General features: G+C 71.9%; 23 protein-coding genes, 1 tRNA gene and 1 pseudogene. 6 read left to right on the top strand and 19 right to left on the bottom strand.

What is annotated here, in order from left to right:
- Positions 1-125: 125 nt before the first annotated feature.
- The 9 genes from rpmE to ACIQIB_RS15550 all read right to left on the bottom strand — a co-directional run bounded on the left by rpmE (position 126) and on the right by ACIQIB_RS15550 (position 11,893).
- Positions 126-347, bottom strand: a complete 222-nt coding sequence (gene rpmE / locus ACIQIB_RS15590) for a 50S ribosomal protein L31 (RefSeq protein WP_363604790.1) — start codon at positions 345-347, stop codon at positions 126-128.
- A gap of 138 nt (positions 348-485) precedes the next feature.
- Positions 486-1,628 (bottom strand): LCP family protein, encoded by a 1,143-nt coding sequence (locus ACIQIB_RS15585; RefSeq protein WP_363604788.1) that lies wholly within the window; start codon positions 1,626-1,628, stop codon positions 486-488.
- Between the two features lie 126 nt (positions 1,629-1,754).
- Positions 1,755-3,860: a transcription termination factor Rho gene (rho, locus tag ACIQIB_RS15580; protein ID WP_400758383.1), complete on the bottom strand. Its 2,106-nt coding sequence runs from the start codon at positions 3,858-3,860 to the stop codon at positions 1,755-1,757.
- 566 nt (positions 3,861-4,426) lie between these two features.
- A complete protein-coding gene (gene thrB / locus ACIQIB_RS15575) occupies positions 4,427-5,365 on the bottom strand; it encodes a homoserine kinase (RefSeq protein WP_400758382.1) in 939 nt (312 codons plus the stop codon).
- Positions 5,366-5,711: 346 nt separating this feature from the next.
- Positions 5,712-6,800, bottom strand: a complete 1,089-nt coding sequence (gene thrC, locus ACIQIB_RS15570) for a threonine synthase (protein WP_400758380.1) — start codon at positions 6,798-6,800, stop codon at positions 5,712-5,714.
- A gap of 8 nt (positions 6,801-6,808) precedes the next feature.
- The gene (locus ACIQIB_RS15565; RefSeq protein ID WP_363604783.1) at positions 6,809-8,101 is read right to left on the bottom strand and encodes a homoserine dehydrogenase; all 1,293 of its coding nucleotides are present in this window, start codon (positions 8,099-8,101) and stop codon (positions 6,809-6,811) included.
- A 138-nt stretch (positions 8,102-8,239) separates the two neighbouring features.
- On the bottom strand, positions 8,240-9,631 hold the full coding sequence (lysA, locus tag ACIQIB_RS15560) for a diaminopimelate decarboxylase (protein ID WP_400654599.1): 1,392 nt from the start codon (positions 9,629-9,631) through the stop codon (positions 8,240-8,242).
- An 87-nt stretch (positions 9,632-9,718) separates the two neighbouring features.
- A complete protein-coding gene (gene argS, locus ACIQIB_RS15555) occupies positions 9,719-11,380 on the bottom strand; it encodes an arginine--tRNA ligase (protein ID WP_400758379.1) in 1,662 nt (553 codons plus the stop codon).
- Positions 11,381-11,464: 84 nt separating this feature from the next.
- A complete protein-coding gene (locus tag ACIQIB_RS15550; protein ID WP_400758377.1) occupies positions 11,465-11,893 on the bottom strand; it encodes a response regulator in 429 nt (142 codons plus the stop codon).
- Positions 11,894-12,067: 174 nt separating this feature from the next.
- Between ACIQIB_RS15550 and ACIQIB_RS15545 the strand changes: the two genes are divergently transcribed.
- Positions 12,068-12,139: transfer RNA gene (locus ACIQIB_RS15545), tRNA-Arg, on the top strand.
- Between the two features lie 151 nt (positions 12,140-12,290).
- On the opposite strand, the gene ACIQIB_RS15540 is transcribed toward ACIQIB_RS15545, so the two are convergent.
- From ACIQIB_RS15540 to ACIQIB_RS15510, 7 genes are all read right to left on the bottom strand, one after another.
- The gene (locus ACIQIB_RS15540) at positions 12,291-13,265 is read right to left on the bottom strand and encodes a trypsin-like serine peptidase (protein ID WP_400758376.1); all 975 of its coding nucleotides are present in this window, start codon (positions 13,263-13,265) and stop codon (positions 12,291-12,293) included.
- 105 nt (positions 13,266-13,370) lie between these two features.
- Positions 13,371-14,339, bottom strand: coding sequence for a carbohydrate kinase family protein (locus ACIQIB_RS15535; protein WP_363604777.1), 969 nt, complete (start codon positions 14,337-14,339; stop codon positions 13,371-13,373).
- A 103-nt stretch (positions 14,340-14,442) separates the two neighbouring features.
- Positions 14,443-16,080 carry an MFS transporter gene (locus ACIQIB_RS15530; protein WP_400758374.1) on the bottom strand — a complete coding sequence of 546 codons (1,638 nt, stop codon included), beginning with the start codon at positions 16,078-16,080 and terminating at the stop codon, positions 14,443-14,445.
- A gap of 242 nt (positions 16,081-16,322) precedes the next feature.
- A complete protein-coding gene (locus tag ACIQIB_RS15525) occupies positions 16,323-18,029 on the bottom strand; it encodes a DUF885 domain-containing protein (protein ID WP_400758372.1) in 1,707 nt (568 codons plus the stop codon).
- A 65-nt stretch (positions 18,030-18,094) separates the two neighbouring features.
- Positions 18,095-18,784, bottom strand: a complete 690-nt coding sequence (locus tag ACIQIB_RS15520; protein WP_400758370.1) for a rhomboid-like protein — start codon at positions 18,782-18,784, stop codon at positions 18,095-18,097.
- 211 nt (positions 18,785-18,995) lie between these two features.
- Positions 18,996-19,250 (bottom strand): hypothetical protein, encoded by a 255-nt coding sequence (locus ACIQIB_RS15515; RefSeq protein WP_363604772.1) that lies wholly within the window; start codon positions 19,248-19,250, stop codon positions 18,996-18,998.
- A complete protein-coding gene (locus tag ACIQIB_RS15510; RefSeq protein ID WP_400758483.1) occupies positions 19,250-19,681 on the bottom strand; it encodes an ATP-binding protein in 432 nt (143 codons plus the stop codon). Before ACIQIB_RS15510 ends, ACIQIB_RS15515 begins: the two co-directional genes overlap by 1 nt.
- A gap of 208 nt (positions 19,682-19,889) precedes the next feature.
- Here ACIQIB_RS15510 and ACIQIB_RS15505 point away from each other — a divergent pair, with 208 nt between their 5' ends.
- The 4 genes from ACIQIB_RS15505 (at position 19,890) to ACIQIB_RS15490 (ending at position 23,062) form a co-directional block, all read left to right on the top strand.
- Complete coding sequence (locus tag ACIQIB_RS15505) at positions 19,890-21,314, top strand: hypothetical protein (RefSeq protein WP_400758368.1); 1,425 nt, start codon at positions 19,890-19,892, stop codon at positions 21,312-21,314.
- A gap of 15 nt (positions 21,315-21,329) precedes the next feature.
- The gene (locus ACIQIB_RS15500) at positions 21,330-21,815 is read left to right on the top strand and encodes a hypothetical protein (RefSeq protein ID WP_363604767.1); all 486 of its coding nucleotides are present in this window, start codon (positions 21,330-21,332) and stop codon (positions 21,813-21,815) included.
- A 51-nt stretch (positions 21,816-21,866) separates the two neighbouring features.
- Positions 21,867-22,190: an antibiotic biosynthesis monooxygenase gene (locus tag ACIQIB_RS15495; RefSeq protein ID WP_363604765.1), complete on the top strand. Its 324-nt coding sequence runs from the start codon at positions 21,867-21,869 to the stop codon at positions 22,188-22,190.
- Positions 22,191-22,327: 137 nt separating this feature from the next.
- Positions 22,328-23,062 carry a TetR/AcrR family transcriptional regulator gene (locus ACIQIB_RS15490; protein WP_400758365.1) on the top strand — a complete coding sequence of 245 codons (735 nt, stop codon included), beginning with the start codon at positions 22,328-22,330 and terminating at the stop codon, positions 23,060-23,062.
- A 35-nt stretch (positions 23,063-23,097) separates the two neighbouring features.
- Here ACIQIB_RS15490 and ACIQIB_RS15485 read toward each other — a convergent pair.
- Positions 23,098-23,325: pseudogene (locus tag ACIQIB_RS15485) on the bottom strand (fumarylacetoacetate hydrolase family protein); the annotation flags it as partial.
- A gap of 170 nt (positions 23,326-23,495) precedes the next feature.
- Here ACIQIB_RS15485 and ACIQIB_RS15480 point away from each other — a divergent pair.
- Entirely contained in the window at positions 23,496-24,194 is a 699-nt protein-coding gene (locus tag ACIQIB_RS15480; protein WP_400758363.1) for an MBL fold metallo-hydrolase, read from the top strand.
- Here ACIQIB_RS15480 and ACIQIB_RS15475 read toward each other — a convergent pair.
- Both ACIQIB_RS15475 and ACIQIB_RS15470 read right to left on the bottom strand, forming a co-directional pair.
- Positions 24,150-25,388 (bottom strand): serine/threonine-protein kinase, encoded by a 1,239-nt coding sequence (locus ACIQIB_RS15475; RefSeq protein ID WP_363604756.1) that lies wholly within the window; start codon positions 25,386-25,388, stop codon positions 24,150-24,152. The genes ACIQIB_RS15480 and ACIQIB_RS15475 overlap by 45 nt on opposite strands.
- 95 nt (positions 25,389-25,483) lie before the next feature.
- Positions 25,484-26,470, bottom strand: coding sequence for an ABC transporter substrate-binding protein (locus ACIQIB_RS15470; protein WP_363604755.1), 987 nt, complete (start codon positions 26,468-26,470; stop codon positions 25,484-25,486).
- Positions 26,471-26,473: the final 3 nt, after the last annotated feature.

Below are 26,473 nucleotides of genomic sequence, written 5' to 3'. Positions count from 1 at the left end.
GTGGCCTTCTTCCCGTGAGATCCGGTGGTGTGGGGGCGCGCGAGCACCGTGGGACGCGAACGGCGCCGGCCCCCGACGCCCCCGGAACGAGTACGGGGGCGTCGGGGACCGGCGCCGAGGGAGCGCTAGGCCTTCGCGCTGTGCTGCTTGCCGAAGCGGGCCTCGAAGCGGGCCACGCGGCCACCGGTGTCGAGGATCTTCTGCTTGCCGGTGTAGAACGGGTGGCACTGCGAGCAGACCTCGGCGCGGATCTCGCCACTGGCCTCGGTCGAGCGAGTGGTGAACTCGTTGCCGCAGGTGCAGGTCACACGGGTGACCACGTACTCGGGGTGAACGTTGGGCTTCAAGGGGTTCTCCTAGTGTTCGGGAGGGCACCGGGTCGGCGACTTGAATGCCGCACGTGAACCGGGACCGACGGACCAGTCTGCCAGGACCGGCCGCTTCTTCCCAAACCGGGTCCGGTCCGGGGATATTCCGGGCGCGTCCTAGCGGCTCGCGGTGGCGCCCGCTCCGCCGCCCGCCGGGGCCTTCGGAGCCTTCGCAGGGGCCGTGGGGGCCTTCGCGGGGGCCGTGGGGGCGGCCTGGGCCGGGTTCTGCGGCTGGTCCGCCACGATGGCCTGCGGGAGCGGCTGGTCGGCCTTCAGGGCGGCCCAGAGCTGATCGGCCTGGGGCTGCTGCTCGACCACCCGGTTGAGGTCGCCGGGGGCGGTCACCACCGGCAGGGTGACCATGCTGAGCTGGTCGGGGCCGATGCCCTTGAGTTCCTGGGCCAGCCCCACCAGGGAGTTCACCGAGGCCAGTGCCGAGTCGGTGGTGATGCTGCGGGTGAGGGTGTCGCCGACCGACCAGAGCTTGACCGGGTTGCCGAACAGCCCGATCCCGCCGGCCTGCTGGAGCAGCGAGCGCACCATCTGCTTCTGGAGTTCGATCCGGCCGAGGTCGCTGCCGTCACCGACGCCGTGCCGGGTACGGACGAAGGCCAGCGCCTGCTCGCCGTTGAGGTGGTGCTCCCCCGCCGGGAGGTCCAACCCGCTGTCCTTGTCGTGGATGGCCACCGTGGTCGTCACGGTGGCCCCGCCTATCGCGTCCACGACGTGGGCGAAGCCGACGAAGTCGACCTCGACGTAGTGGTCCATCCGCAGCCCGGTGAGCTGTTCGGTGGTCCTGACCGCGCAGGCGGCCCCGCCGGTCTCGTACGCGCTGTTGAACATCGCGCGCTTGGCGCCCGGGGCGGGCCTGCCGGTGGAGTCGGTGCAGTCGGGGCGGGTGACCAGGGTGTCACGCGGTATCGAGACGACCTCGGCGCGCGAGTGGTCCTGGCTGATGTGGACCACCATCGCGGTGTCCGAGCGGGCCGTGTCGCCGGTGTCCCCGCCGGCCAGGCCGCCGTTCGCGCCGGCCCGTGAATCCGAGCCCAGCACCAGGAGGTTGAACGAGCCGTCGGTCGCGGCCGGGGGCCGTGCGGTGCCCAGCCGGGCGTCGATGTCGACGCTCTTGAGGTTGCCGTTGAACTTCACGTAGGCGTAGCCGGCGGCCCCGACGCCGAGCACGACGAGCGCGGCGAACGCACACGCGACCGACCGCAGGACTTTGCGGCGGCGACTCGGAACCCTCTTGTGCTCGGCCATACGGTCCAGAGTAAATCGGACAACATGATCCAAAAGGCTCAATGTGTCCCAACCCTGGAACAAACACGGAACCCCGGACCGCTCGCGCGGTCCGGGGTTCCGTGTTCACGAGTGACCCGAGTGCGGTCAGTCGCCGGACCCGGGGGTCGTCTTGGCGATCTGCATCAGGAACTCGGCGTTGCTCTTGGTCTGCTTCATCTTGTCCAGCAGCAGCTCGATCGCCTGCTGCGAGTCCAGCGCGTGCAGCACCCGGCGGAGCTTCCAGACGATGGCCAACTCCTCGCTGCCCAGCAGGATCTCCTCCTTGCGGGTGCTGGAGGCGTCGACGTCGACGGCCGGGAAGATGCGCTTGTCCGAGAGCTTCCGGTCGAGCTTGAGCTCCATGTTGCCGGTGCCCTTGAACTCCTCGAAGATCACCTCGTCCATGCGCGAGCCGGTCTCGACCAGCGCGGTGGCCAGGATGGTCAGCGAGCCGCCGTTCTCGATGTTGCGCGCGGCGCCGAAGAACTTCTTCGGCGGGTAGAGCGCGGTCGAGTCGACACCACCGGACAGGATGCGGCCGGAGGCCGGCGCCGCCAGGTTGTAGGCACGGCCGAGGCGGGTGATGGAGTCCAGCAGGATCACCACGTCGTGGCCCAGCTCCACCAGGCGCTTGGCACGCTCGATGGCCAGCTCGGCGACGGTGGTGTGGTCCTCCGCCGGGCGGTCGAAGGTCGAGGAGATGACCTCGCCCTTCACCGACCGCTGCATGTCGGTGACCTCTTCCGGACGCTCGTCGACCAGGACGACCATCAGGTGGCACTCGGGGTTGTTGTGGGTGATCGCGTTGGCGACCGCCTGCAGCACCATCGTCTTACCGGTCTTCGGCGGCGCGACGATCAGACCGCGCTGGCCCTTGCCGATCGGCGACACCAGGTCGATGATCCGGGTGGTCAGCACGCCCGGGTCGGTCTCCAGGCGCAGCCGGTCCTGCGGGTACAGCGGGGTCAGCTTGTTGAACTCGGGGCGGCTGCGACCGCTCTCCGGGTCCATGCCGTTGACGGAGTCCAGCCGCACCATGGCGTTGAACTTCTCGCGGCGCTCGCCGTCACGCGGCTGGCGCACCGCACCGGTGATGGCGTCACCCTTGCGCAGGCCGTTCTTGCGGACCTGGGCGAGCGACACGTAGACGTCGTTCTGGCCCGGCAGGTAGCCGGAGGTGCGCACGAACGCGTAGTTGTCGAGGATGTCGAGGATGCCCGCGACCGGGATCAGCACGTCGTCCTCGCCGACCTGCGGCTCGACCACGCCGGCCTCGAAGCCCTCGCGGCGGGTGCCGCGGCCCCGGCGGTCACGGTAGCGGCCACGACGGCCCCGGCGACCGTCGCCGAACTCGTCGTCGTCGTAACCGCCCTGCTGCACCTGCGGCTGGACCTGCTGGCCGCCCTGACGGCTCTGCTGGCCGTCGCTCTGGGCGCTCTGCTGCTGGCCCTGCTGCGCGGGCTGGCGGTCGGTGCGGTCCCGGCGGTTGCGGCGGTCGCGACGCGACTCGCGCGAGTCGGCGTCCTGGCCGGCCTGGGCCTCGCCGCCCTCCTGACGGCCGTCGCGCTCGCCGCCCTCGCGGCGGTCGCGGCGGTCCCGGCGGTCGCGGCGGGTCTCGGTACGACCCTCCTCGCGGCCCTCGAAGGTGCGGGTGGCGTCCGGGCGGGCCTCGGCCTGCTTGGCCTCGGTGGCGACCGCGGCGGGCGCCTCGGCGGTCTCGGCGACCGGCGCGCCGGCGGCCGAGGTGGCCCGGCGGCGGGTGCGCTCGGCACGGGCCGGCGCGGCGGTCTCGGCGGCGGCCTGGACCGGGATCTCGATCTGGGCGGCCTGTGCCTCGGCGGCCGGGGCCTCGGCCTGCGCGGCGCGGCTGCGACGGGCGGGCTTCTCGGCCGGCTCGGCCTGCGCGGCGGCCTCGGCCGGAGCGGCCTTGGCGGCGCGCTTGGCGGCCGGGGCGGCGGTGCTGCCGCCGGCCGCGAGCAGCGGGTCCCCGCCGCTCTTCTCCTTGATGGCCTCGATCAGCTGGCTCTTGCGCAGGCGTCCCGTGCCGCTGATTCCGAGCGTCGAGGCGAGCTTCTGCAGCTCGGCCAGGACGAGGCCGTCCAGGCCCGCGGCGGCGGTGCGACGGCGCCGGGCCGGGGCCGCGGGGGCGGCGGCTGCGTCCGGCGCCTCGGCGTCCGGGCGCGCGCCCATCAGATCGGTGGTGTCGCTCACTAAGGGTCCTTCCCTGGAGCGGACGTCGGCCTGTCTGGCTCGGCGACCGGTTGTGCTGTCCTGACCAACGCTCGACTGCGTCGGTCCGAGGCGGTGATCCCCCGAATGGCGGTTGGCCCGTCGGGGGAGAGCTGCGAGGTGCGGTGCGTGAAGCACGGTGGTGCTGAGTGGCGCGGTCGAGTGCCGACCTGCGCTGTTGCCTGCGAATCCCGGGCCCCCGTCGCGTGACAGCGGCCCGTGCTCCGCCCGTCCTCGCCTCTAGGTGGGAGGCCGCGGGTGGGAGTCAGGTGCCATCACGGCTTCGGGATGCGGCCGCATGTGCGCAGGCAGGCTGCGTACGCGCTGCGGTGGGCTCCCGGAGAATCGTCGCCCCGGATATCGCCGGGACTCCGCGTGAGCGGAGTGCTGGGATCGGGACGCGGCGCACCGAGCCCCGGAGGGCACCTGGTGCAGCAATGAGGTTAACACTACCGACCCCCTCAGACATTCCCCAGCCTTGCGCTTACCAATCGTGTCCGGAGGACCCGGCTCCGGCCGTGCCGGACCGGGCCCAGCGGACGACGTGCTCAGACGTCGAGCGGGAGCACCGCGGCCCCGGCCCGGTCGAGTTCCAGCCGGTGGGCGGCGAACGCCGGGCCGCCACCGTGGCCGTGGTCACCGGCGAACGCCAGCACCTTGTCGGCGCCCGCCTCGTCGGTGAGCGCGAGGACGGTCGGCCCCGCGCCGGAGATCACCGCGGGGATCCCCTCCGCGCGCAGCGCGCCCACCAGGGCGGCGCTGTCCGGCATCGCGGAGGCCCGGTAGTCCTGGTGCAGCCGGTCCTCGGTGGCGGCGAGCAGCAGCTCGGGCCGCCGGGTCAGGGCCTCCACCAGCAGCGCGGCGCGGCCCGCGTTGACGGCGGCGTCGGCCAGCGGAACGGTCTTGGGCAGCAGGCCGCGGGCGGTCTCGGTGAGCACCTCGGTGGCCGGGACGAACACCACCGGGACGACCCGGTCGGACGGCTCCAGGGTGACGGCCCTGGCCGACTCCTCGTCCGTCCAGGCCACCGTGAAGTTGCCACGCAGGCAAGCCGCGACGTTGTCCGGGTGGCCCTCCAGTTCGGAGGCGAGGACCAGCAGCGCGTCGTCGTCCAGGGCGGACGGGCCGCCGATGGTGACGGCGCGGGCGGCCACGATGCCGGCGCAGATCGCGGCGGAGGACGAGCCCAGGCCGCGGCCGTGCGGTATCCGGTTGGCGCAGACCACCTCGAGGCCGCGCGGCTGGCCGCCGAGCCGGTCGAAGGCGGCCCGCATCGAGCGGACCACCAGGTGGCGCTCGTCGCGGGCCAGGGTGTCGGCGCCCTCGCCGGCGATGTCGACGGAGAGCCCGGAGTCGGAGACCCGGACGACCACGTCGTCGTACAGACCCAGCGCGAGTCCGAAGGCGTCGAAACCGGGGCCGAGATTGGCGCTGGTCGCGGGGACCCGGACCCGGACGGCGGCGGCACGGAACGCAGGACCGGCCATGCGGTGGACTCTCCTGGGGAAATCGGGCGGCGCGAAGCGCGTCGGTGCGAGGGTGGGGAGGGGCCGCGGGCCCCGGCCGGGGCGGGCGGTCACAGTCGTTGGTGCGGCCCGCACAGGGGCCGGACCCGGGGCATGTGCCACACGGCCGGACCCAGAGTATCGAAGACAGGTTCCACAGTGGTACACCCCGTAGGCCTTCGATCTGGTGTGTTGCCGCTTCTGGCCGGAATACATGCGGCGATGGCGTCGGAAAGCGCCATGAAATTGACACAAAAGTGTCAGCCGGGAACGGCGGTGGGCCGACCCCCGAAAGGGTCGGCCCACCGTGCGCCCGTGGGTCCGCCGGTCAGTCCAGCAGGCCGAGCCGCTGGGCGGCCGCCTCCGGGTCGACCGGGACGATCTGCGGCTGCGGCGCGCCGGCCACCGCCCAGTCCGGGTCCTTGAGGCCGTTGCCGGTCACCGTGCAGACGATCCGCTGGCCCGGGTCGACCAGGCCGGCCTCCGCCTTGGCCAGCAGGCCGGCCACCGAGGCGGCCGAGGCGGGCTCCACGAAAACGCCCTCCTGAGAGGCCAACAGCCGGTAGGCTGAGAGGATCTGACGGTCGGTCACCTTGTCGATGAGGCCGCCCGACTCGTCGCGCGCGGCGAGGGCGAAGTCCCAGGAGGCGGGGTTGCCGATCCGGATCGCGGTGGCGATGGTCTGCGGCTTGAGCACCGGGGCGCCGTCCACGATCGGGGCCGAGCCGGACGCCTGGAAGCCCCACATCCGCGGCCTGCGGGTGCTCAGGCCGTCCGCGGCGTACTCGCGGTAGCCCTTCCAGTAGGCGGTGATGTTGCCCGCGTTGCCGACCGGGAGGACGTGGATGTCGGGCGCGTCGCCGAGCATGTCGACGATCTCGAACGCGGCCGTCTTCTGGCCCTCGATCCGGACCGGGTTCACCGAGTTGACCAGCGCCACCGGGTACTTCTCGGACAGTTCACGCGCAAGGGTGAGGCAGTCGTCGAAGTTGCCGTCCACCTGAAGGATCCTGGCGCCGTGCACCAGCGCCTGGCCCATCTTGCCGAGCGCGATCTTGCCCTGCGGCACCAGCACCGCCGACACCATCCCGGCGCGCACCGCGTAGGCGGCGGCGGAGGCCGAGGTGTTGCCGGTGGAGGCGCAGATGACCGCCTGGGCGCCGTCCTCCTTGGCCTTGGAGATGGCCATCGTCATGCCCCGGTCCTTGAAGGAACCGGTCGGGTTGGCGCCCTCCACCTTGAGGTAGACGTCGCAGCCGGTGCGCTCGGAGAGCACCTGGGCGGGGACCAGCGGCGTGCCGCCCTCCAGCAGGGTGACCACGGGAGTCGTGGCGCTGACCGGCAGACGGTCGCGGTACTCCTCGATCAGGCCGCGCCACTGGTGGGTGTGCGCGCCTCGGGCGATCGCTGCGTTCATGGTGCTTCCTACTCCCCTTCAACCCGCATGATGCTGGCCACGTCCCGCACGCTGTCCAGCGCGCGGAGCTTGTCGACCGTCGCCGACAGCGCGGCGTCGGTGGCACGGTGGGTGACCACGACGAGCGAGGCGTCGCCGTCGCGGCCCTGCTGGCGCACGGTGTCGATGGAGACGCCGTGCTCGGCGAAGGTGGACGCCACCTGGGCGAGCACGCCCGCGCGGTCGTCCACGTCCAGGCTGACGTGGTACCGGGTGACCACCTCGTCCATCGGCTTGGCCGGCAGCCGGGTGTACACCGAGTCGCCGGGGCCGGTGGCGCCGGCGAGCTTGTTGCGGCAGACCGCGACCAGGTCGCCGAGGACCGCGGAGGCGGTCGGCGCGCCGCCCGCGCCCGGGCCGTAGAACATCAGCCGGCCGGCCGCCTCGGCCTCGACGAACACCGCGTTGTACGCCTCGCGGACGGAGGCGAGCGGGTGCGAGAGCGGGATCATCGCCGGGTGGACCCGGGCGGTGACCGACTCGCCGTCCGCCGCCCGCTCGCAGATCGCCAGCAGCTTGACCACGCAGCCCATCCGCTTGGCGGAGGCGATGTCGGCGGCGGTCACCTCGGTCAGGCCCTCGCGGTAGACGTCCGCCGCGGTGACCTTGGTGTGGAAGGCGATGCCGGCCAGGATCGCGGCCTTGGCGGCGGCGTCGAAGCCCTCGACGTCGGCCGTCGGGTCCGCCTCGGCGTAGCCGAGCGCGGTGGCCTCCTCCAGCGCCTCCGAGTAGCCGGCGCCGGTGCTGTCCATCTTGTCGAGGATGAAGTTGGTGGTGCCGTTGACGATCCCGAGCACCCGGTTGACCCGGTCGCCCGCGAGCGACTCGCGCAGCGGGCGCAGCAGCGGGATCGCGCCGGCCACCGCGGCCTCGTAGTACAGGTCCACCCCGGCCTCGGCGGCCGCGGCGTGCAGTTCGGTGCCGTCCTTGGCGAGCAGCGCCTTGTTCGCGCTGACCACCGAGGCGCCCTGCTCGAACGCCGACAGGATGAGGTGTTTGGACGGCTCGATACCGCCCACCACCTCGATCACCACATCGATGTCGCCCCGGTTGACCAGGGCCTCGGCATCGGTGGTGATCAGGTCCTCGGGCACGCCCGGGCGGGCCCGGCCCGCCCGGCGGACCGCGATGCCGACGAGCTCGACCGGCGCGCCGATGCGCGCGGCGAGGTCGGCGGCGTCCGTCGTCATGATGCGCGCCACCTCGGAGCCCACCACACCACAGCCCAGCAACGCCACCTTCAGCGGCCGCGTACGCATCATCCGACTCCGCTCTGCATTCATCGTGCTTCGGTAGTTCCGACGGGGTTTCGGGGGTCCGCCGGACCTTCGGTCTGTTCCAGTCTCCGGGACTTTCCGCACGGATCTACGGTCGTTCCATGATCTGAGACAAGGATTTCGTCATCCGATATCGAGACGCAGGAGATCCTCCTCCGTCTCGCGCCGGACGATCACCCGGGCCGAACCGTCCTTGACGGCCACCACGGGAGGCTTCAGGGCGTGGTTGTAGTTGCTCGCCATCGAGCGGCAGTACGCGCCGGTGGCGGGCACCGCGATCAGGTCGCCCGCGGTCAGGTCGGCCGGCAGGAAGGCGTCCCGGACGACGATGTCGCCGGACTCGCAGTGCTTGCCCACCACGCGGACCAGCATCGGCTCGGCGTCGCTGGAACGCGACACCAGGGCGACCGAGTACTCGGCGTCGTAGAGCGCGGTACGGATGTTGTCGGACATGCCGCCGTCCACGCTGACGTAGGTGCGCAGGCCCTCCAGCGCCTTGACGGTGCCGACCTCGTACAGCGTGAACGCCGTCGGGCCGACGATCGCCCGGCCCGGCTCCACGCTCAGCCGGGGGGCGCTCAGCCGGGCGGCGGCGCACTCGCGGCGGACGATCTCGGCCAGCGCGGCCGCGATCTCGGCCGGTTCGCGCGGGTCGTCCTCGCTGGTGTACGCGATGCCGAGGCCGCCGCCGAGGTCGATCTCGGGCAGCTCGACGCCGTGCTCGTCGCGGATCTCGGCGAGCAGGCCGACCACCCGGCGGGCGGCGACCTCGAAGCCGGCCGTGTCGAAGATCTGCGAGCCGATGTGCGAGTGGATGCCGCGCAGTTCGAGGCTCCGGTGGGCCAGGACCCGGCGGACCGCCTCGGCCGCGGCGCCCCCCGTCAGCGAGAGCCCGAACTTCTGGTCCTCGTGCGCGGTGGCGATGAACTCGTGGGTGTGCGCCTCGACACCGACCGTGATCCGGATCAGCACCTGCTGCCGGACGCCGTGCCGGGCCGCGATCGCCGCCAGCCGCTCGATCTCCTCATAGGAGTCCACCACGATGTGGCCGACACCGGTCTTCACCGCGTGTTCGAGCTCGGCCACCGACTTGTTGTTGCCGTGCAGCGCGATCCGCTCCGCCGGCATCCCGGCGGCCAGCGCCACCGCCAGCTCGCCCGGGCTGCAGACGTCCAGGTTCAGGCCCTCCTCGTGCAGCCAGCGCACGACGGCCTTGGAGAGGAACGCCTTGCCGGCGTAGTACACGTCCGCCTCGGTGCCGAAGGCCTCCCGCCAGGCGCGCGCCCGGGCCCGGAAGTCCTCCTCGTCCAGCACGTACGCCGGGGTGCCGAACTCGGCGGCCAGCCGCTTGACGTCGATGCCGCCGACGGTGGCCACGCCCTCGGCGTCCCGGGTGACGGTCCTCGACCAGACCTTCGGGTCGAGCGCGTTCAGGTCGCTCGGCGGCGCCTGGTAGTGGCCCTCGGGCAGCACGTCGCCGTGGCGGGGACCTGCGGGGTGTGCGGAGCGGCTCATCTGTCTTCTCGTCCTTGACCTATGGCGAGGGGCGGCGACGGTCTCCGTCGACCGTCCGCCGCCCCCGCTGCGCGCTTGGGGGTGGTGCTACATCCGCTCGGGCGCCGAAACGCCCAGGAGCGTGAGGCCGTTGGCCGTGACCGTTCGCGTGGCCTCGACCAGCCAGAGGCGGGCCCGGTGCGTGTCCGTGAGCTCCTCGTCGCCCTTCGGCAGGAACATGCAGTTCTCGTACAGGCGGTGGTACTTGCCCGCGAGGTCCTCCAGGAACCGCGCGACCCGGTGCGGCTCGCGCAGCTCGCCGGCCGTGGCCAGGACGCGCGGGAACTCGCCGAGGGCGCCGAGGATGTCGTTCTCCCACGAGGTGGAGAGCAGCTCGGGTTTGAAGTCCTCCGCCGCGCCCTTGTCCACGCCGAGCTGAGCGGCCTTGCGCGCCACTCCGCACATCCGGGTGTGCGCGTACTGGACGTAGTAGACCGGGTTCTCGTTGGTCTGGCTGGTCAGCACGTTGATGTCGAGCGTGATGGTGGAGTCGGTGGACGAGCGCGCCAGGGTGTAACGGGCCGCGTCCACGCCGATCCAGTCGACGACGTCGTCGATGGTGATGATGTTGCCGGCCCGCTTGGACATGCGGACCTCTTCGCCGTCGCGAAGCATCTTCACGAACTGGCCGATCCTGACCTCGATGTTGCGGTCCATGTCGTCGCCCGCGCAGGCCGAGATGGCCTTGAGCCGGTTGACGTAGCCGTGGTGGTCCGCGCCCAGCATGTACACCGAGACCTCGGAGCCGCGGTCCCGCTTGGAGAGGTAGTACGCGGCGTCGGCGGCGAAGTAGGTGGTCTCGCCGTCGGCCTTGATCAGGACGCGGTCCTTGTCGTCACCGAAGTCGGTGGTGCGCAGCCAGATCGCGCCGTCCCGCTCGAAGACGTGGCCCTGCTCGCGCAGCCGCTCGATGGCCTGCTCGATGGCGCCGGAGTCGTGCAGCGACTTCTCCGAGAACCAGGTGTCGAAGTGGGTGCCGAACTCGTCCATCGAGCGCTGGATCTCGGCCACCATGAGCTTGAGGCCCTCGGTGCGGAAGACCTGGAGCTGCTCGTCCCCGGGCAGGTCGAGCACGCCCGGGACGCCGTCGGTGATCGCCTTGGCGATGTCGCCGATGTACTCGCCGACGTAGCCGTCCGCGGGCACCTCGCGCCCGTTGGCGGCGGCCTGGAGCGAGGCGGCGAACTTGGAGATCTGCACACCGGCGTCGTTGAGGTAGTACTCGGTGGTGACGTCGGCGCCGGAGGCCTTCAGCACGCGGGCCAGCGAGTCGCCGACGGCGGCCCAGCGGACGCCGCCGATGTGGATCGGGCCGGTCGGGTTGGCGGAGACGAACTCCAGGTTGATCCGCAGACCCCTGAGCGCCTCGTTGCGGCCGTACTCCGCGCCCGCCTCGACGATGGTGCGGGCCAGCTCGCCCTGGGTGGCGGCGTCGAAGGTGATGTTCAGGAAACCCGGCCCGGCGATGTCGACCCCGGCGACCCCGGGCAGCTCTCGCAGACGGGCGGCGACCAGCTCGGCCACGGCTCGCGGCGGCTTGCCGGCCGGCTTCGCGAGCTGGAGGGCCACGTTCGTCGCGTAGTCGCCGTGGTCCCTGTTCTTGGGTCGCTCGACCGTCACGTGCTCGGGCACGGCGACGGCCAGCTCACCCGCCTCGACGGCGCCGCTCACTGCGGCCTGGACTGCCTGGGAAAGTTCTGCGGGGGTCACGACGCCAAGCGTAGGCGAGACGGGGTGCCCGCCCGCCACCCGGTTTACCGGTTGAGACACCCGGCCGCCGTGGCGGCGGGGGTGTCAGCCACGATCCGTCCGATCTGTTCGCTCAGGGCGAAATTCGCCCGGTGTCCCGCCCAGCACCATCAACCGCCGCACCAGCGCCACCAGATCGGCCGGGTCGAAGGGCTTGCCCAGGTAGCCGTCCACCCCGACCGACTCCCCCAGATCGAGATCGGCCGGCGTGCAGGCGCTGACGATCGCGATGGGCAGCCGGCGCGTCCCCGGCGCCGCCCGCAGTCGGGCCGCCGTGCGCAGACCGTCCAGCCGTGGCATCACCACGTCGAGCGTCACGACGTCCGGCTTCACCCGGCGGACCACCTCCAGGCACTCGGCCCCGTCGGCGGCGGTCACCACCTCGAAGCCCTCGAGTTCAAGATTGACCCTGATCAGCTGGCGGATCGCCTCGCTGTCGTCCACCACGAGGACCCGCCCGGACTCTCCAGACACCTCACCGAGGGTATCGGCGCGCCCCGCGCCCCGTCCGGCCTTTCGCCACTTCCGCTTCCGCTCCCCGCCGCCCGATCGACCGGCCGATCACCCGTCGGCGAAACCCGTGCACGGAGCACGCCCCGGGCCTGGTAATGTTCTCCACGTCGGAGCGAACGCGAAGACACCAAACAGGCCCCCGTAGCTCAGGGGATAGAGCACCGCCCTCCGGAGGCGGGTGCGCAGGTTCGAATCCTGCCGGGGGCACTTCGCGAGAAGTGCAACAGAGGCCCAGGTCAGTGGAGTTCATCCACGGATCTGGGCCTTCGTCATGTTCCGGGCCGTACCGGCCCCGTGCCCCGCCCGCCGGGCCGGCCGCCGGGGATGGCGGGCTGTGACGGCGGGCCGGGCGGCCGGCTCAGGAGGCCGCCGCCTCGGCCTCGGTGTAGAGGTCGGCGACGGTGTGGTCGAAGTAGGCGCTGTAGGAGGTGTCGGAGGTGTCCCCGCCCTGCTGGTAGCCGCCGATGGTGCCGATGACGTGGCCGGTGGCGGTGCTGATCCAGGGGCCGCCACTGGTGCCGCCCGGGTAGTCGGGGCAGTCGACGACGCGCTGGTAGGCGGACTCGCGGCCGGTGGTGTTGGCGCAGAGGATCGGGGCCTCGGAGTCGGCGGGGTAGCCGTAGAGGCGGACGGCGGAGCCGAAGGGCTCGTCGGTGCCGAGCTGGTTGGCGCCGACCACGTCCTCGATCCGCCGGCCGTTGCTGGGGGCGGTCTCCAGGATCGCGAAGTCCTCGTCCTGGTCGCCGTTCTGGGACCAGCCGGCGGCGGTGTGGACGGCGGTGACCCGCCAGGTGCCGTACGGGGCGGTGCCGTTGTGGTAGCCCGGGGCGAAGGTGACGCCGTCGGCACCGCCGAGGCAGTGGGCGGCGGTGAGCAGCAGGTTGCCGGTCGGGCTGTGCAGCACGCTGGCGGTGCAGAAGTGGTTGCCGGGCCCGACCCCGCCGCTGAACAGGGCGCCCACGGTGGCCGCTTCGGGGGTGGCCTGGGCCTCGGCGGTGGTGCCGGCCCTGACCGTGGTCGGCGCGGCGGTCGGCGCGGACGCGCGGGCGAGGAGCGACGGGTCCTCGGCCGAGGCCTCGTCCGAGGGGGTGGGCTCCGCCGTGGGGGTGGGCTCCGTCGTGGGGGACGGCGGGTCCCCGGCGGTCGACGGGGCGGCGGGCGGCGGGACGGCCGGGGCCGTGACCGCCGGGGGCGGGCTGCCGACGGCCGTCGCCTCGGAGGTCACACCGTGGGTGCCCGCCACCACCGTCGCCGCGGTGAGGGCGGCGAGAGCGGTGAACAGGACGGGGGCCAGAAGGCGTCGGCGGGGGTTACGGCGGCGGTGCTGGCCCATACCTGCTCTGCTCCTGCCTCGGGGGTCGGCGCGAGTACGGTCCGACTATGGCGGGTGGAGCTGGGAAGGGTGTTATGCGCGGCTGGGAGCCGGATGAGAAATAGGTCACTCCGCCGGACGTCCGGCGCCGCCGGCGCCCCCGGCACCGCCGCCCTGGCCCACCGGACCGGCCGGCGCCGCGGCCAGTTCGGCGGGGGTGATGAACGCGGTGTGCGTCCCGGCGGTGGTGCAGGCGAAGGCCCCGGCCACCGAGCCCGCCCGGGCGCAGTCCAGCGGCGGGCGGCCCTGGAACCAGGCGTGCAGGAACCCGGTGACGAAGGCGTCGCCCGCACCGTTGGTGTCGACCACCGGGCGGCCCGGGTCGACGGCCGGGAGGTGGCGCGGCGGGGCGTCACGGGTGAGCAGGTGGCAGCCCTCGGCGCCGGCGGTGGCGATCACGGCGGTGGCCCGGCCCTCGGCGAGGATTCCGCGCATCACCTCCTCGTGCCGGCCCCGGCAGCCGGCCACGGAGAGGAAGACCAGGTCGGAGTTGACCGCGTAGTCCCGGTGGTGCGGCTCGCGGCCGTCCCAGTCGTGCAGGTCGGTGGAGGTGGTGCGGCCGAGCCGGTGGAGGTCCCCGTACATGGCGCGGTTGGTGCCGGTGATGGAGAGGTGCACATGCCGGCTGCGCTCGACGTACGGCAGGTAGAACGAGCGCGGCAGCCGCAGGTCGGCGGGGTGGCGGGCGTCGAAGAAGGAGAAGCGCCGGCCGGCGGCGTCCACCAGGTTGACCGCGCGGGGGGTGCCGTGCGGCGAGACGAGGTGGGCGAAGGTCAGGCCCTGGCGGGCGTACTCGGCGAGCACCAGCCGGCCCTGCGGGTCGTCGCCCAGGTAGTCGATGAAGGCGGTGCGCAGGCCGAGGTGGTGGGCGCCGAGGGCGACGCCGTTGCCGGTGTGGGCGACGTAGTCGCGGACGGGCCCGACCTGCTGCGATTCGCCGGGCGGGACTTCGAGCCGGTCGACCCGGACGATGGTGTCGACGCCGGCGCCGCCGACGACGAGCAGGTCGAACTCGAACGGCTCGGGGTCCGGCACGGCGGCGCCTCCTTGGTCCTGGACGGTGCCCAGGAGGGTCCTGAGACGGTGCCCAGGAGTCAAGCAGGCCCCGGAGGCCGACTGCAAGACCTTGCGGCAACTTTCAGGAGGCCCGCTGTCTCCCGGTGGGCGTCACCGCCCCCGCCTTGGCGCTCGCGTCCGTCTCCCGCGCCGTGACCCGCGCCCGCGCGCCCGCCTCGGCACGCGTCGCGGCGCTGGCGCTGGCACCGGCACCGGCACCGGCACCGGCACCGGCACCGACCGCACCGACACCGACCGCCCTCGTGGCCTCGCCGGGCGCCGGGCGGTGGTTGATCAGCAGGAACGCGGCCAGCGCCGCGAGCAGCAGGACGCCCGTCGCCACCCAGGTGGCGGTCACATAGCCGTGCACCGCGCCCTGCGCCCGGACCCGCGGGTCGGCGGCGATCCGGGTGGCGAGGTAGCTCGCGGTGGCACTGGCCGCGACGGTGTTCAGCAGCGCCGTACCGAAGGAGCCTCCCACCTGCTGGGCCGAGTTGATGGTGGCCGACGCCGCGCCGGCCTCGTTCCGGGCGACGCCGAGGGTGGCCAGGCTCGTCGACGGCATGAACACCATGCCCATACCGAGGCCGAGCAGCAGTTCGGCGGGCAGCACCGTGCCGGCCCACGGGCTGTCCACCGTCATCCGGGTCAGCCAGGCCATCCCGCCCGCCGCGATCACCAGGCCCGAGGCGACCAGGTTCCTGGTGGGCACCCTGGTCGTCATCCGGGCCGAGAAGCCGGTCGAAGTGGCGACGATGGAGACCGTCATCGGCAGGAAGGAGAGGCCCGACAGCACCGGCGAGAAGTGCTTGATCACCTGCAGGTAGTAGGTGAGGAAGAGGAACAGCCCGTACATCCCGATCATGGTCAGGCCGATCGAGAGGGCGGCGCCGCCGCGGTTGCGGTCGGCGACGATGTGCAGCGGGAGCAGCGCGTGTCTGGTGCGCCTCTCGACCAGGACGAAGACCACCAGCAGGACGACGCCCAGCGCCAGCGCGCTCAGCACCAGCCCGTTGCCCCAGCCCCTGGTCACGGCCTCGGACATGCCGAAGACGACGGCCAGCAGGCCGCCGCAGCCCAGCACCGCGCCGGGCAGGTCCAGTCTGACCCGGTGCCCCTTGCCGATGTGGTCGGCGGTGAGGACGTAGGAGGCGGCGAAGGCCGCGGCGGCGGCGATCGGGGTGTTGACGAACAGGCACCAGCGCCAGTCCAGGTACTCGGTCAGCAGGCCGCCCAGGATCAGGCCGATCGCGGCGCCGCCGCCGGCGATCGCGCCGAAGACGCCGAAGGCCGTACCGCGTTCCCTGGGATCGGTGAAGGTGGTGGAGAGCAGTCCCAGTGCCGACGGGGCCAGCAGCGCGCCGAAGGCGCCCTGCAGGGCGCGGGCCCCGAACAGCATCGCCGGTCCGGACGCCGAGCCGCCGAACGCGGAGGCGAGGGCGAAGCCGATCAGGCCGACGGTGAAGACGCGTCTGCGGCCGAAGAGGTCGCCGAGCCGGCCGCCGAGGAGCAGCAGGCCCCCGAAGGCGAGCGTGTAGGCGGTGATCACCCACTGCCGGTTGGCATCGGAGATGCCGAGGTCCCGCTGGGCCGACGGCAGAGCGATGTTCACGATGGTGGCGTCGAGGACGATCATGAGCTGGGCGATGGCGATGACCGTCAGGGCCCACCATCGGCGGCTGTCCGCCGCCTCACGACCGGTGGCAGGGTGCGAAGACACTGGAGAGCCTTCCGGACGGGTACGGAGAGGTCGCGCAGTCGTCTTCCAGCCAAACGCCCATGGCAGGGAATGGCAAGGAAAAATCCCGCCAAATCCATAGGAATGGGACAAAAGAACCAGGTCACCGGGGTCGGAGGGACCAGAGCCCCGGGCCGGAGGACGAGGCCGCCCTCCGGCCCACGGGCCCCGCGGTCATCAGGTGTGACCGCCGGGGCCCGGGCGCCTCCGGCCGGAACCGGTGCCTACAGCGCGGTCAGCTCCGCGACCAGGTCGTCCAGGCCCAGCGAGCCCTGCGACAGCGCGGCCATGTGCCAGGCCTTGAGGTCGAACACCTCGCCCCGCGCCTCGTGCGCCGCCTGCGCCGCCGCCCGGCCGCGCAGCCAGGCGCGCTCGCCCAGCTTGTAGCCGATCGCCTGGCCCGGCATGCCCAGGTAGCGGACCAGCTCACTGTCCAGGAAGTCCGTGGACAGCCCGCAGTACAGGCCGAAGAACTCCCGGGCGGCGTCCGGCAGGACGGGCTCGCCCGGCCGGTACGGGGAGTCCGCGGGGAAGTCCAGGCCGACGTGCATGCCGATGTCCACGATCACCCGCAGCGCCCGCATCATCTGGGCGTTGAGGTAGCCGAGCCGGTGGCCGGGGTCGGTGAGGTAGCCCAGCTCGTCCATCAGGCGCTCGGCGTAGAGCGCCCAGCCCTCCAGGTTGGCGCTCACCCCGCCGATGCTGACCTGGTAGGTGGAGAGCCGGTCCGCGACGTAGTTCCACTGCGCCAGCTGGAGGTGGTGGCCGGGAACGCCCTCGTGGTACCAGGTCGAGACCAGGTCCCAGACCGGGAACGCCTCCCGGCCGATGGTCGGCAGCCAGGTCCGCCCGGGGCGGGTGAAGTCCAGCGAGGGCGCGGTGTAGTACGGCGCGGCGGCGCTGCCGGACGGGGCGATCATCGACTCGACCCGGGTGATCGGCTCGGCCAGGTCGAAGTGGGTGCCCTGGAGGTCGGCGATCGCCTGGTCCATCAGGCCCTGGAGGTACTCACGGGCGGGCTCGGCGCCCTGGATGGCCGGGCCGTCGCTCTCCAGCCACTTCATCGCCTCCATCGGGGTGGCGCCGGGCCGCACCTTCTCGGCCTCCACCCGCATCTGCGCCAGCAGGTCGTGGAACTCCTGCCAGGCCCAGCCGTACGCCTCGTCCAGGTCCAGGTCGGCGCCGGTCCAGTAGCGGACGAAGCGGCCGTAGCGCTCACGGCCGGTGGTGTCGGGGGCGTCGGCGGCGGCCGGGCCGTAGACGTCGCGCAGCCAGTCGCGCAGTTCGGCCAGCGCCCCGGCCGCGGCCACCGCGTGCTCGGACAGGCCCGCGCGCAGGCCCTCCGGGGCGTCCTGGACGAGCTCGCCGAACCAGCCGCCGGGCTGCTCCCCCTCCAGCCACTCGCCGATCTGCCCCACCACGGTGGTGACCTGGCGGGGGCCGGAGAGCAGGCCGCGCCCGATGCCCTCGGTCAGGGTCTCGCGGTACTGCGCCAGCGCGACGGGCACCCGGGCCAGCCGGCGGCCGAGCACCTCCCACTGCTGCTCCGTGTCGGTGGCCATCAGGGTGAAGACCTCGCGCACGTTGTGCACCGGCGAGCCCATGTTGCGGACCGCACGGAAGTTCTCGCCCGCGTCGTGGACGGCCAGTTCGGCGGTGAGCCGCTCGCGCAGCAGCCGGGCACAGCGGCGCTCGGCCTCGTCCTCGGCGGCGCCGGCCTGCTCGGCCTCGGCGAGCCGGGCAAGGGTGTGGCGGCCCAGTTCGGCGACCGCCTCGTCACCGGCCGGGGAGAGGTCGGGCAGCCGGTCGTCATCGGGGTGGAGGCCCAGGTACACCGCCGTCAGCGGGTCGAGCACGGCAAGGGCCTGGACGTAGGCATCGGCGATACGGCGTGGGGTGGTGCCGTCGGAGCTGATCAGTTCTTCAACCATTCGGACATCATTTCGCGGCCCGGGCCGATTGCAAGTCCCTTACGCGCCGCCTCGACCGGCCCGGTTCAGGCGCCGGACCGCCGGGCCCGCCACCACTGCCGGAGCAGGCCCGGATCCCAGGTGGGCCGTCCGCGCGCGAAGGGCCGGAAACAGAGGCCGATCAGCACCGCGCAGAAGTGTCCGAGATCCGTGAAGGTGTGCGACGTGATCAGCGGCACCAGGTAGAAGACCACCACCCCGCCCCCGTACAGCCACCGCAGGCGGCCGGCGAACCGGTAGGTGAGCACCGCGGCCACCCCGGCCAGCGCGTACGAGACGCCGACGTCCACGGTGCGGGCGAGGCTGTCGTGCAGCCGGCCGCTGGTGATGCCCCAGGCGACTATCCCCTCGCTGACGAAGGTGGCCCCGACGTGCGCGGTCGCGGCGACCGTGAACCAGCGCCAGGTGCCCAGCCAGCGTTCGGCGTTGGCGTGGAAGAGGGTGAAGAGGACGAAGTAGGAGAGGAAGCTCGCCTGCTCCGTCCAGATCGCGCTGGCGATCAGCGCGTGCACCGGGTGCGAGCGCAACTGGTCCAGATTGGTGGACCGGGCCGCCAGGAACCAGTGCAGCCTGGCCGGGTTCATCCGCGCCACGACGAAGCTGGTGGCCGCCAGCACCAGCAGCCAGAGGTACGTCCCCGGCGCCGACCCGATCCACCCCCCGACCGCCCGCGGCACCCGGCGGACGAGGCTCGCACGCGTGGACGTCTCTGGCATCCGGCCGGGCTTCCTCGTCGACGGTTCGGGCATTTCCCCCCATAGTGGGCGCCTCCCCCACCACCGCCCGGCACCCTCGGCTCGCGTGTTGCCCCCGCACGAGCAGCGCCAGCCCCCGGCCCGCGTCCGCCAGGGCACAGCGGACACGAGCGGCCTGAGCCGGACTCATGCCGCGGCGGCGAACGCGACGACAAGCATGGTCGTCATCGGTTCAGCCCTGCCGGGCTTCGGCTTCCCGCTCATGACGCAGCCCCTTCCGCAGGAGTTCGACGACCCGGTTGATCACATCGGGCGAGGCGGAGCCCATGCGAATGAGGTAGGTGCCGGTCAACCTGCCGTGGCGCCAGTCGACTTCGACGGTGGGCAGCCGTGTATCGGCGAGGGTGAGGACGGCGAGGAGGTCGTCGAGCGCGTCAGCGGCCTCGCGTCGGCGGTCGGCCGTGGCGCGGTCAAGTCGCGATTCCATCAGACCGCCTCCCCGGCCGGCCTGTCCGCCGCGCACTCGAACCACACGAGCTTGCCGCGCGCGGTCGGGAGCCACCCCCAGGCCTGCGCCAGCGCCTCGACCAGCAGCAGCCCCCGGCCGCCCGTGATCGGATCGTGCGTCCCCGACGGGTCCGGTGGCAGCCGACTCACATCGGCCACCTCCACCCGCAACCGCTCCCCGGTCCACCGGACCAGCACCCGGCACCGGACCCCCGTGTGCTCCACGGCGTTGGCGATCACTTCCCCGGCGCACAACTCCACGTCCCGCAACGCCCCGTCCGAGAACGGCACCTGCCAGGCCCGCGCGATCTCCACCACCAGCCGCCGAGCCCCCGGCACCGCATCGACACACGGCTCGACCCCCCACTCACGCGGCACCGGGAATCTCGCAGTGTTGAGCGGACTGATCATCATAAATCGCCCTCGCCTCTGATCGGATCTCCCGGGCCTCCCCGAGAGGAATCCAGATTCTCGTACGGCCCGATCGGCGATAAGGCCGCCGAGTGTTACCGAGGCGGTAATACGCCGACCTCAACGTAGATATGCTGATCCAGCACCGGCTATGCTCCCCACTGGAGGCTGCGCCACGATGACAGGCCCCCACTCCACACCTCAGCCTTTGATTTCTGTTGAGATCCTTGCGCGCGAAGACCTCCGCCTGGCACTCGCAGAACACGACTTCGCCAGCGCCTTCACACTGATCAAGAAGTACGGCGGCCTCTCCCAAAACAGGATCGGCGCCGCCTGCCAGCTCACCCCAGGCAAGATCTCCTTGATCATGTCTGGCAACCAGAAGGTCACTTCATATGAAGTAATTGTGCGAATTTCCGACGGCCTGGCCATTCCCGGCCATCTACTGGGATTGGCCGCACGCCCCTGGGAGGAATCTTTCACCGCAGCCCCGGAGACTCCGCCCACCGCACAAACTTCCTGCGACTTCCCGTGGCAGCCGACAGTAACTGCCGATCTCGCGACCCATCTCACCAGAACCGATCTCGCTATGGACAGACGCACCGCAGCCAAGGTCATCGCTGCCGCCGCCGTTACCGGCACGACACTCTTGGACCCCTTGGAAGGTTGGCTCGCTCAACCAGCCCGAGTGGAGAACCACCGCCGGCCAGGGAAACTTGGTAAGCACGAGGTCACCCAACTCGAACACGCAGCCATCGCTTTCCGGCAATGGGACCACCAGTTCGGCGGTGGTCTGCGCTGCAAAGCCGTGATGGGACAACTGAACGAGACGGCATCGGCCCTCGAAGACCGTCAAACACCGGAGATTGAAAAACGGCTCTACTGCATCATGGCGCAGCTCGCTGGTACTGCCGCGACCATGGCATGGGACTCTGGCCAGCAACGGCGGGCGCAGGACTACTACGGTCTAGCTCTTCGTGCGGCCCACGCAGGCGGGGATTGGCCGTTCGGGGCAAACGTACTCGCTGGAATGGCCCGGCAAATGCTCTACGGCGACCGCCCGAACGACGCGCTCGAACTTGTCCGGCTCGCCCAGGAAGGGAGCCGGAGCACCAACGGGCCACGTGTTCGCGCGATGCTGCGCACACGCGAAGCATGGGCGTATGCAGCAATGGGCCGAGTCCCCGCTTTCTGGCGAGCAACTGACCAAGCACAGGAAGAGCTCGACGCTGCCGGGCTGGCCAGCGAGGAAGCACACTGGATCGCCTACTTCGACCGTGCTGAGATTTACGGGGTGATCGGGGGGCGGCTGCTGGATCTCGCACGGCTCAACCCGCACACCCATGCCGACCCGGCAGCCGACTACATCCGGACCGCGCTAACAGAACGCGGGGCCGAGGCCGGCCGCTCACATGCACTCGACCGGATTGGGCTCGCCGAAACACGATTCCTGGCAGGTGACCTCACCAACGCCGTTGAAGAAACAGAATTGGCGGTCAGGGCAGCCTCACGAACGCAGTCCACCCGTGTCCGGACGCGGCTGGGTGCCCTCTATCAGTACACCGTGGGGCGCTCGAACAACGCTGCTGTCCGAGACGCTCGCGATAGCATCCGCGAGCTGCTGGCGAACTGACCGAAGGGGAACGGCATGACCGTCATCTCAGTGACTGGGCACATGGACCTGACCGAGGAGAGCACCCAGCTGGTCCGCGACGCGCTTCTGGAACTGCTCGGCCGACACACCGATGGTCAGCTCACCGGCGTTTCCTGCCTCGCCAAGGGCGCCGACTCCCTGTTCGCCGAAGCCGTCCTCGCCCGCCGAGGACGGCTCGTGGCCGTCATCCCCTCCGCCGACTACCGCACCGCCAAGGTGAAACCCGAGTTCGCCGAGCAGTTCGACCAACTCCGCCACGCGGCCACCGAAGTCACTGTGATGCCCTTCCCCGAAGCCAACCGCGCCGCTTACGAGGCCGCCAACCACGAACTCCTTCGCCGCGCAGACCTGCTGGTAGCCGTCTGGGACGGCCGACCCAGCGCCGCCCGTGGCGGTACTGCGGACACCGTCGCCGCAGCCCGCGCCGCCGGACTGCCCGTCGAGATCGTGTGGCCTGAAGGAGCAGCCCGGAAAGGCTGACGGGCCAAGGCCAGGCGACACTGAGGCAGGTCCGATGAAGGAGCTGTGGCCATGAGGTTTGGTCTTGTCGTGCGTTTCACCGCTCGTGACGCGGCAGCGGCTCGCGCCTTCGACGAGCTGACCGCGGAGACCCTGGAGGCGATCCGCGCGCTGGAGCCCGGCACTCTCGTCTACGCCTGCCACACCGTGCCGGACGAGCCGAACGTCCGGGTCTTCTACGAGCTGTACGCGGATCGCGAGGCGTTCGAGCAGCACGAACGGCAGCCTCACGTCCGCCGGTTCCTGGAGGAACGGGCCCAGCACCTCGCGTCGTTCGATGTCACCTTCCTGAACGAGGTCGCGGGCAAGGGCACGTCCGGCGAAGCCGTCTGCTGACGAAGGGACAGCCCCGCACAGGAAGTCGGTGGGGCCGACTTCCTGTACGGGGCAGGCGAGGGTGGCGGCGGTGTTCGTTCCGGAAGTGGGGTGCAGGCCGGGAACGGATCGGAGCGGGGCCCATTACGCTGGCCGCCATGGAAGCCAGCCCAGCGCCCTCGCCGCCCGTTTCCGACGGCCGCCCGCGTCGTAGCGGGTACCGGAGGCTGCCGGTGCAGCAGCGGCGGGAGCAGCTGATCTCGGTGGCCCTGGAGCTGTTCGCCTCACGGCCGCCGGAGGAGGTCAGCCTGGACGATGTCGCGGAGGCGGCGGGGGCGTCGCGGCCGCTGGTGTACCGCTACTTCGCGGGCGGCAAGCAGCAGTTGTACGAGGCCGCGCTGCGCAGCGCGGCGGAGGAACTGACCAGCCGGTTCACCGTGCCGCCGGCCGGGACCCCGACCGAGCAGCTGTCGGCCGTGCTGGACAGCTACTTCACCTTCGTGGCCGAGCACGACGCCGGGTACTCGGCGCTGCTGCGGGGCGGTTCGGTGGTGGAGACGGCGCGGACCTCGGCGATCGTCGACGACGTACGGCGGGCGGCGCTCCGGCGGACGCTGCGCCACCTCGGGGTGCGGGAGGCCGGGCCCCGGCTGACGCTGCTGGTGCGCTCGTGGATCTCGGTGGTCGAGGGCGCGTCGCTGAGCTGGCTGGACGAGGGCCGCACGCTGCCGGTGGCCGAGCTGCGGGACTGGCTGGTGGACCAGTTCGTGGCGATGGCCGCGGCGACGGCGCTGCGCGATCCGCAGTCGGCGGAGGTGCTGGCCGGCGTGCTGGCGCTGGAGGACCCGGCCGATTCACGGACCGAACGGCTCCAGGCCGTGCTCACCCGGTAGCCCCGCCCCCCGGGACCGGGTACCGGGCGGGGTGCTCAGGCCTTGCCGAGCACCTGGCGCCGGCGGCCGAGCCCGTCGATCTCGATCTCGACCACGTTCCCCGGCGCCAGGAGCGGGGTGCCCGGGCGGCCCGGGGTGACGCCGGCCGGGGTGCCGGTGACGATCACGTCGCCCGGCTCCAGCACCATGAACTGGCCGGCGTACCGGACCAGTTCCAGCACCGGGAAGATCATCCGGACGGTGGAGCCGTCCTGCCGCAGCTCGTCGGAGTGGCCGCACACCGGCCCCGGCCTCTTGCCTGCGAGGCATGTCAAGGCACCCGCCCGCGAACCAGGCGGCTCCGCCCTCCGCCCCCGTCCGCCCCCGGCGAACAGCCGCACGCCCAGGGCGAACAGCCGTTGTGGGCGGGGAGCCCGGCACACAGGATCGGGACATGGAGATCACCCGCGTACGACCCGAGTTGTCCATGATCACCCTGGAGTTCGGGACGGCCTACCTCTGGCGGGACGAGGACGGGCTGACCCTGGTCGACACCGGTGTCGCCGGATCGGCGGCGGCCGTCGAGGAGGCGATCCGCTCGCTCGGGGCGGACCCGTCGGCGCTGCGCACCATCGTGCTGACGCACCACCACGAGGACCACACCGGCTCCGCCGCCGAGCTGGCCGGGCGCTGGGGCGCCGAGGTGGTGGCGCACCGGCTGGAGGCGCCGGTGATCCGGGGCGAGCGGCCGCCGGTACTGCCGGTGCTGAGCCTCTTCGAGCAGGAGATCCGGGACGGCCTGCCGCCGCTGCCGTCGGCCCCGCCGTGCGCGGTGCACCGGGAGGTGGTGGACGGGGACGTGCTCGGCTTCGGCGGCGGCGCGGTGGTGGTGCACGTGCCGGGGCACACCGACGGCAGCATCGCGCTCCACCTGCCCGGCCCCGGTGTGCTGTTCACCGGGGACGCGGTGGCCAATCCCGGGGGCCGGACCATGTGCGGGGTGTTCAACACCGATCCGGTACGGGCCGCCGGCTCCCTCCGCCGCCTGGCGGGGCTGCCGGTGGAGACGGCGGTGTTCGGGCACGGCGACCCGATCACGGCCGGTGCGTCAGCCGCCCTGCGGGCCGCCGCCGAGCAGCCGCTGGAGCGGTAGCGGCCGCGCCTCCCCCGGCCGCGTCTCCCCCGGGCGCGCCTCCCCCCGGCCGACACGGTCCCGTTCGCGCTGCCAGTGGTCCAGGTCGCGCAGGGCGTCGGCGCGGGCGTCCGGCTCGCCGGCCAGCGCCGGGACCAGTTCGCGCAGCAGGGCGACGGCGGCGCCGGGACTGCCGCCGCGGGCCTGCCAGAGGGCCAGGTCGTGGCAGGTCCGCAGGGTGCGCAGGTCGGTGGGGCCGCAGATCCGGGCGAGGTCGGGGATCAGCGCCTCCAGCATCCGGACGGCCTCCTCCGGGGCGCCGTCCGCGCCGCGCTGCCAGGCCTGGTCGGCCCGGCGGCGCAGCTGTTCGGGGCTGGGGTCGTCCGGTCCGAGCAGGCCGGGCCGGACGTCCCGCAGCCGGCGCCGGACCTCGGCGGCGTCGGCGGGCCGGTCGGCCGGGTCCTTGGCGAGCAACTGGCGCACCAGGGCGGCCAGCGCCGGGTCGGTGGTGCGGACCGGCGGCGGGACGTCGTTCAGGTGCTGGTACATCATCGCGGCGGCCGTCCCGGCGTTGAACGGGCGCCGGCCGGTGCAGAGCTGGAAGAGCACGATGCCGAGCGCGTAGAGGTCGGCCCGGCCGTCGAGCGGGGCGCCGGCCCAGCACTCGGGCGCCAGGTAGGGCACGGTGCCGATGACGTTGCCGGTGGAGGTGAGGCCGACGGACTGGCTGAGCAGCCGGGCGATGCCGAAGTCCAGCACCTTGGCCTCGCCGGCCTCGGAGATCATGATGTTCTCGGGCTTGATGTCCCGGTGCACCACGCCCGAGCGGTGCGCGGCGTCCAGGGCCTTGCAGACCTGGCGGATCCAGCGCAGCGAGAGCGCCGGGTCGGGGATGCCCTCCTTGAGCACGGCGGACAGCGGCCGGCCGCGGACCAGCTCCATCACCAGGTAGTGGGTGGACCAGGCGCCGTCCTGCACCCGGCCGTAGTCGTGCAGGGTGACGATGTGCGGGTTGGAAAGGCTGCCGACGGTCCTGGCCTCCAGGATGAAGCGGTCGACCGCCTCCTGGTCGCTCGCGTTCTCCTCGGAGAGGACCTTGACCGCGACCGGACGGCCGAGTCTGGTGTCGTGGGCCGCCCAGACCACGCCGAATCCGCCCCGGCCGAGCTCCCGGTCCAGCCGGTAGCGGCCGTCCAGCACCTCCCCCGCCCTCATGCCTTCCCCCAGTCCGCCAAGTCCGATGGATCCGAACGGTGTTCACCGCGACCGGGGCCACCATAGCGGTGGGGGAAGACATCGGGGTGAACGGCTCACGGCTTCGGCTTGGGCAGGCCCTCCGGGTTCAGTTCGGAGGTCGGGACGGCCTCGTTGTCCAGGCCCCAGCGCTTGAGCACCTGGCCGTAGCTGCCGTTCCCGATGACCTCGTTCAGCGCCTCGTTGACCGCCTTGACCAGCCCGTTGTCCTTCCTGGTGGTCGCCGCGATCTTGCCGACCACATTGGCGCCGCCGCCCGAGTAGGTGCCGATGATCTCGGTCTCGCCGGTCTGGACGGCGTGGAACGAGGCGCTGGGGTTGGGGCCGACGTAGATGTCGATCCGGCCGGAGGAGAGCGCGAGGTAGTAGTCGGAGGAGTTCTGGTAGTACTTGATGTCGGCCGGCTTGAGGCCGTTCTTCACGTTCTCCTCGTTCCAGGAGACCAGCAGCTTCTCCTGGTTGGTGCCGGAGGAGACGGCGATGGTCCGGCCGGCGATGTCCTTGGGCCCGGTGATCTTCCAGCCGCTGCCCTTCCTGGCCTCGAAGCCGAGGATGTCCAGCCGGTAGGTGGCGAAGTCGTACTTCTCCTTGCGGGCCTCGGTGACGGTGATGTTGGAGAAGCCGACGTCGTACTTGCCGCTGTCCAGGCCGACGAAGATGTTCTCCCAGGAGACCGGGTTGAACTCCGCCTTCAGGCCGAGGACGTTGGCGATCAGGGAGGCGATGTCCGGCTCGACGCCGATGATGGTCCTGTCGTCGTTGGCGTAGAAGTCCAGCGGCGGCGTGGTGCCGAGCGAGTCGACGACCGTCAGCGTCCCTCTCTTTCTGATCTCCTCCGGGACCAGTGCCGCGATGGCGTCGACCTTCGGTGTGGTGACGCGGTTCTGATTGGGCGTCAGATTGACCGTGATGCCGTTGGGCGCGGTGCTGCCCTTGGCGGGCGCGAGTTCCGCCGTGGCGTCCGAGGAGCCGCCGCAGGCGGCCAGGGTGAGGGCGGCGGCGGCCGCGACGGCGGTCACGAGGGCACGGCGGGGCAGGGACATGGC

It is taken from the genome of Kitasatospora sp. NPDC092286 (assembly GCF_044755565.1).
Classification (GTDB): Bacteria; Actinomycetota; Actinomycetes; order Streptomycetales; family Streptomycetaceae; genus Kitasatospora.
The sequence above is the reverse complement of the archived record's forward strand: the minus strand, read 5'-3'. Positions and strand labels throughout refer to the sequence as shown.

What these genes read in the sequence shown, in the direction of transcription:
- ACIQIB_RS15585 (WP_363604788.1), bottom strand. Translation starts at nt 1,628, where the DNA reads ATGGCCGAGCACAAGAGGGTTCCGAGTCGCCGCCGCAAAGTCCTGCGG.
- ACIQIB_RS15565 (WP_363604783.1), bottom strand. Translation starts at nt 8,101, where the DNA reads ATGATGCGTACGCGGCCGCTGAAGGTGGCGTTGCTGGGCTGTGGTGTG.
- ACIQIB_RS15495 (WP_363604765.1), top strand. Translation starts at nt 21,867, where the DNA reads ATGAGGTTTGGTCTTGTCGTGCGTTTCACCGCTCGTGACGCGGCAGCG.
- ACIQIB_RS15520 (WP_400758370.1), bottom strand. Translation starts at nt 18,784, where the DNA reads ATGCCAGAGACGTCCACGCGTGCGAGCCTCGTCCGCCGGGTGCCGCGG.
- ACIQIB_RS15480 (WP_400758363.1), top strand. Translation starts at nt 23,496, where the DNA reads ATGGAGATCACCCGCGTACGACCCGAGTTGTCCATGATCACCCTGGAG.
- ACIQIB_RS15510 (WP_400758483.1), bottom strand. Translation starts at nt 19,681, where the DNA reads ATGATCAGTCCGCTCAACACTGCGAGATTCCCGGTGCCGCGTGAGTGG.
- ACIQIB_RS15525 (WP_400758372.1), bottom strand. Translation starts at nt 18,029, where the DNA reads ATGGTTGAAGAACTGATCAGCTCCGACGGCACCACCCCACGCCGTATC.
- thrB (WP_400758382.1), bottom strand. Translation starts at nt 5,365, where the DNA reads ATGGCCGGTCCTGCGTTCCGTGCCGCCGCCGTCCGGGTCCGGGTCCCC.
- lysA (WP_400654599.1), bottom strand. Translation starts at nt 9,631, where the DNA reads ATGAGCCGCTCCGCACACCCCGCAGGTCCCCGCCACGGCGACGTGCTG.
- ACIQIB_RS15515 (WP_363604772.1), bottom strand. Translation starts at nt 19,250, where the DNA reads ATGGAATCGCGACTTGACCGCGCCACGGCCGACCGCCGACGCGAGGCC.
- ACIQIB_RS15500 (WP_363604767.1), top strand. Translation starts at nt 21,330, where the DNA reads ATGACCGTCATCTCAGTGACTGGGCACATGGACCTGACCGAGGAGAGC.
- ACIQIB_RS15475 (WP_363604756.1), bottom strand. Translation starts at nt 25,388, where the DNA reads ATGAGGGCGGGGGAGGTGCTGGACGGCCGCTACCGGCTGGACCGGGAG.
- ACIQIB_RS15490 (WP_400758365.1), top strand. Translation starts at nt 22,328, where the DNA reads ATGGAAGCCAGCCCAGCGCCCTCGCCGCCCGTTTCCGACGGCCGCCCG.
- ACIQIB_RS15470 (WP_363604755.1), bottom strand. Translation starts at nt 26,470, where the DNA reads ATGTCCCTGCCCCGCCGTGCCCTCGTGACCGCCGTCGCGGCCGCCGCC.
- thrC (WP_400758380.1), bottom strand. Translation starts at nt 6,800, where the DNA reads ATGAACGCAGCGATCGCCCGAGGCGCGCACACCCACCAGTGGCGCGGC.
- ACIQIB_RS15540 (WP_400758376.1), bottom strand. Translation starts at nt 13,265, where the DNA reads ATGGGCCAGCACCGCCGCCGTAACCCCCGCCGACGCCTTCTGGCCCCC.